Source organism: Nitrobacter vulgaris, assembly GCF_002028545.1.
GTDB classification, from domain to species: domain Bacteria; phylum Pseudomonadota; class Alphaproteobacteria; order Rhizobiales; family Xanthobacteraceae; genus Nitrobacter; species Nitrobacter vulgaris.
The window spans coordinates 1-3,149 of the sequence record NZ_MWPQ01000060.1 but is presented as its reverse complement, the minus strand read 5'-3'; the positions used below and the strand labels follow the sequence as shown (position 1 = coordinate 3,149).

The 3,149-nt window shown below is 59.8% G+C and carries 5 protein-coding genes and 1 pseudogene; 3 read left to right on the top strand and 3 right to left on the bottom strand.

From position 1 onward, the window contains the following. Positions 1-60: 60 nt before the first annotated feature. The 3 genes from B2M20_RS19825 to B2M20_RS17325 form a co-directional block, all read right to left on the bottom strand. Positions 61-198, bottom strand: coding sequence for a hypothetical protein (locus B2M20_RS19825; RefSeq protein WP_173816063.1), 138 nt, complete (start codon positions 196-198; stop codon positions 61-63). A 529-nt stretch (positions 199-727) separates the two neighbouring features. Next, positions 728-826 (bottom strand): twin-arginine translocation signal domain-containing protein, encoded by a 99-nt coding sequence (locus B2M20_RS19660; RefSeq protein WP_158081559.1) that lies wholly within the window; start codon positions 824-826, stop codon positions 728-730. Positions 827-1,247: 421 nt separating this feature from the next. Continuing rightward, complete coding sequence (locus B2M20_RS17325; RefSeq protein ID WP_079448287.1) at positions 1,248-2,096, bottom strand: SDR family oxidoreductase; 849 nt, start codon at positions 2,094-2,096, stop codon at positions 1,248-1,250. Between B2M20_RS17325 and B2M20_RS20820 the strand changes: the two genes are divergently transcribed. The 3 genes and pseudogenes from B2M20_RS20820 to B2M20_RS17310 form a co-directional block, all read left to right on the top strand. Beyond that, positions 2,050-2,514 (top strand): winged helix-turn-helix transcriptional regulator, encoded by a 465-nt coding sequence (locus B2M20_RS20820; protein ID WP_201789035.1) that lies wholly within the window; start codon positions 2,050-2,052, stop codon positions 2,512-2,514. The two genes, B2M20_RS17325 and B2M20_RS20820, sit on opposite strands and share 47 nt — an antisense overlap. Further along, positions 2,414-2,765: pseudogene (locus tag B2M20_RS17315) on the top strand (glucokinase). The gene B2M20_RS20820 and the pseudogene B2M20_RS17315 overlap by 101 nt, the downstream one beginning before the upstream one ends. A gap of 123 nt (positions 2,766-2,888) precedes the next feature. Then, positions 2,889-3,149, top strand: a 261-nt coding sequence (locus tag B2M20_RS17310) for a hypothetical protein (RefSeq protein ID WP_158081558.1), incomplete at its 3' end; no start/stop codon positions are given.

Below are 3,149 nucleotides of genomic sequence, written 5' to 3'. Positions count from 1 at the left end.
CTTGCAACACCGCAAGCTCGCCGCTTAACATCACCAACCAGAGGCCGACACTCCGCTAAATCAAGCAGCCATCTGCGCCAAATGTTCTGACGACGGACACTCGTCACCGGTGAAAACCCATTCCGCGCCGATGACCTTACGAAATTCCTCTACCGCAGCATCAAAGTCGGCTTGGCTCACGTCGGGGGGAAGCTTCATGCAGTGGCTCCTCGTTCAAATGCATGGTTTCGACGTGCGATGATCCAAGAATACAGTGGAGCAGCGTCGGTGCTACCGTTCGCAGTCGTGACAGTCTCCAACCGCGCATCTTGGTCGCGGCCGAAAACCATAGGGCCGCTAATGAGGGCGTGCGCTATGCAGATGTCGTAATCCGCGCCGTGGACGACACCCCGTTCGAAAGTCCGAAGCATCCCCTTGGGTCCTTCCAACGAATGCGTGATCATGCCGGATTCAGCCAGACGATGTTCGCCGCGCCAAACCACTCGCAGCCCATAATCGCGAGCCGACTGCTCGAGCAATAGCAAGGGCGTCCTGGAGGTTAGTCCCGCGATTGCAGCCGGTGTGTTGCGCCAGAGCTGTACCACGCGCAACCACACCGGCGTGATGTCATGGACGATGTCTAAGGTTGGGAGACCCAAGCGCCGGGCCGCGGCGGCAAATCCAGCGCTATGCGCACGCCGAGGCTCGAAAAGCGCGGCTTCCAGTTTCAGTCGGTCGTTGGAGGCGCCTAAAACTTGGCCGCAAAAGCCGGGTCGCCGGCGCCCGCGATCGTTGCGAGGCTCGCTGTGGCTAGCGAGGCCTGAAGAAATTGCCGTCGAGTAGCCATCACGACCTCCTCAGTAAATCGCTTGGGCAGAAGACATCGATGATGACGAGCTGCCAGCCGCGCTGCAGAGGCCTGGCGGGAATACAGCATCTGCAACATGGCATTTCATTAGAGTTTCCCGACACGACAACCGCACTCGGGCGGGAACGGCCCGGATGCATGCGGCCATCGATACACTTGCATAAAGAGCCAGCGTGAGCTGCACGGCCACAAAGAAGCGCCAACGTTGAAAGTTCTACCTCGTTGTATCCTCCCGACGATGCATCGTCTTGTCAATCACCACCACTGGTGTGTTTTCGTCAACGATCCTTTCGACCATTCCCGGTTGGCCTGCTGGACCCATATAGCCATTCACGGCGCATGGGGCTGCGACGCTTGTCGTCGCGGCAGCCCCGAGCCCTGATGGGCAGAGACTGTCGGGCTATGATTCCAGAGCCGCAGCCACCGCATCCGACAGTGGCGTAGTCGGACGTCCGATCAGCGCGGACAGCTGGCGCCCGTCATCAAACAGCGCTCCGTTGGAAGCATCGACGTCGAATGCGGCCACAGCCCCCGCGAACCCTTCAGGCACGCCCACGCTCTTCAGCACTGCAGCATATTCTTCTTGAGGCAGATTTCTGTAAAGGATGTCCTTGCCGGTCTGTCTGGAGATTTCTGCCGCAAGATCGGCAAGCGTATAGGCCTCGTCGCCGGCCAGTTCATAGACCTTGCCGTCGTGGCCATTGCCTGTCAGCACCACGACTGCGGCTTCCGCAAGGTCGTCACGGGTCGCGGACGAAATTCGGCCTTCTCCTGCACTGCCGACCAACGCGCCGGCTTGCACCGCGCCCGGAATCGAGGCCGTGTAGTTTTCCGTATACCAGCCGTTGCGAAGAATCGTGTGGGCGATACCCGACTGCTTCAAAGCAGTCTCGGTTTGCACATGTTCGGGGGCTAGGCTCATCGGCGACGTATCTGCGCGCAGGAGGCTGGTATAGACGATCCTTCTGACGGCGGCCTTCCTTGCAGAAGCGATGACGTTTGCATGCTGGCTGGCCCGCTTGCCGACCTCGCTGGATGAAACCAACATGAGCGTCTCCACCTCCCTAAACGCCTCGTCAAGGGTCTCACGCTTCTCATAGTCGGCCTGGCGCACTTCCACTCCCAGATCACCTGCCTTGTCGATGTTGCGTGCAAGCGCGATGATCTGCCTGGGTGCGACCTTTTGCTTGAGCTTCTGAACGATGATGCGGCCCAACTGGCCCGTGGCTCCGGTTACGGCGATGGTCATGGCTGGCAACTCCTTTTCCCGATATTCAAACGACGATATAGGCACCCACCGATTTTCTGCGCTTCCGCACAATATCGGCGGCGTAAGTAAGCGAATGCTCGCACAGACGCTGCAGTTGCTGGAGGCGGACGGGTATTTCGGCGCGGGGGCCTCAACCATGATCGGCACGGGAGTCGATCATGCCAACTCAACGAAATCAATGGGCCGAAGGAGTCCCCGTGATGCCAATGGGGGCCATTTTTCAATCAGCATTCACACCGACTCATATGTGGAACGGCCCGGGCTGCAAGATCTTTGTCTGGTTGAACAGGGATGCGGTGATTGCGCATTTACGTGGACGCTTCGGCCACGTCTCCGTGGAGCGCGTGTTGTCCGGTCCGGGACTGGTCAATCTTTACCAATCGCTCATCGCCATTGATCACCTTTCCGCGCCTCCACGCAAACCAAGCGAGATCACCGAGGCGGCGCTTCGCATTCGACGCGCGTGGTGGCGTATATATCGGCGGCGGTATTGTCCCGCGGCTCAGCAAGTATCTGATGCGCGCGCGGTTCGAAGCGAAGGGGCGTTTCCAGGCCTACGTCGCCGCCATTCCGTCCTGGGTGATCATGCACCCCGATTCTGCCTTCATTGGATTGCAGCGTCTCGCCAATCACGAGGCCGAGCAGTGATCGTAAACTAACTACGTCCGCACTTCCAAATGAACGTGGTGTTGATGATGGCGGACCGAACAGGGTGGATCACCAGCAGATGCGCACCCTTCGGCGGGTCTAGCCGGCACAGCGGGAGCGATGGTGGCTGGCCTCGCAGTACTCGCAAGCGGAGCTGCCGTCCCGCTAATCGCCGGCGCTGCGATCGCTGCAGGACCGGGTTCGGGCGTGGTGACGCAAGCTGTCGGTCGAAACGTTATGCAGCACCAGAAGGGCGAGTATAACCGACCAGGATCTGCCGGCATCCTGTTGCTCGCGATGCGGGTCAACCAACAGTCACAGGCTGGTGAGGTCGCCTCGGTCATGCGCGAGAGCAGGGCACGGGAGTTACGCAACCGGATGAAG

What these genes read in the sequence shown, in the direction of transcription:
- B2M20_RS19825 (WP_173816063.1), bottom strand. Translation starts at nt 198, where the DNA reads ATGAAGCTTCCCCCCGACGTGAGCCAAGCCGACTTTGATGCTGCGGTA.
- B2M20_RS19660 (WP_158081559.1), bottom strand. Translation starts at nt 826, where the DNA reads ATGGCTACTCGACGGCAATTTCTTCAGGCCTCGCTAGCCACAGCGAGC.
- B2M20_RS20820 (WP_201789035.1), top strand. Translation starts at nt 2,050, where the DNA reads ATGATGCGGCCCAACTGGCCCGTGGCTCCGGTTACGGCGATGGTCATG.
- B2M20_RS17325 (WP_079448287.1), bottom strand. Translation starts at nt 2,096, where the DNA reads ATGACCATCGCCGTAACCGGAGCCACGGGCCAGTTGGGCCGCATCATC.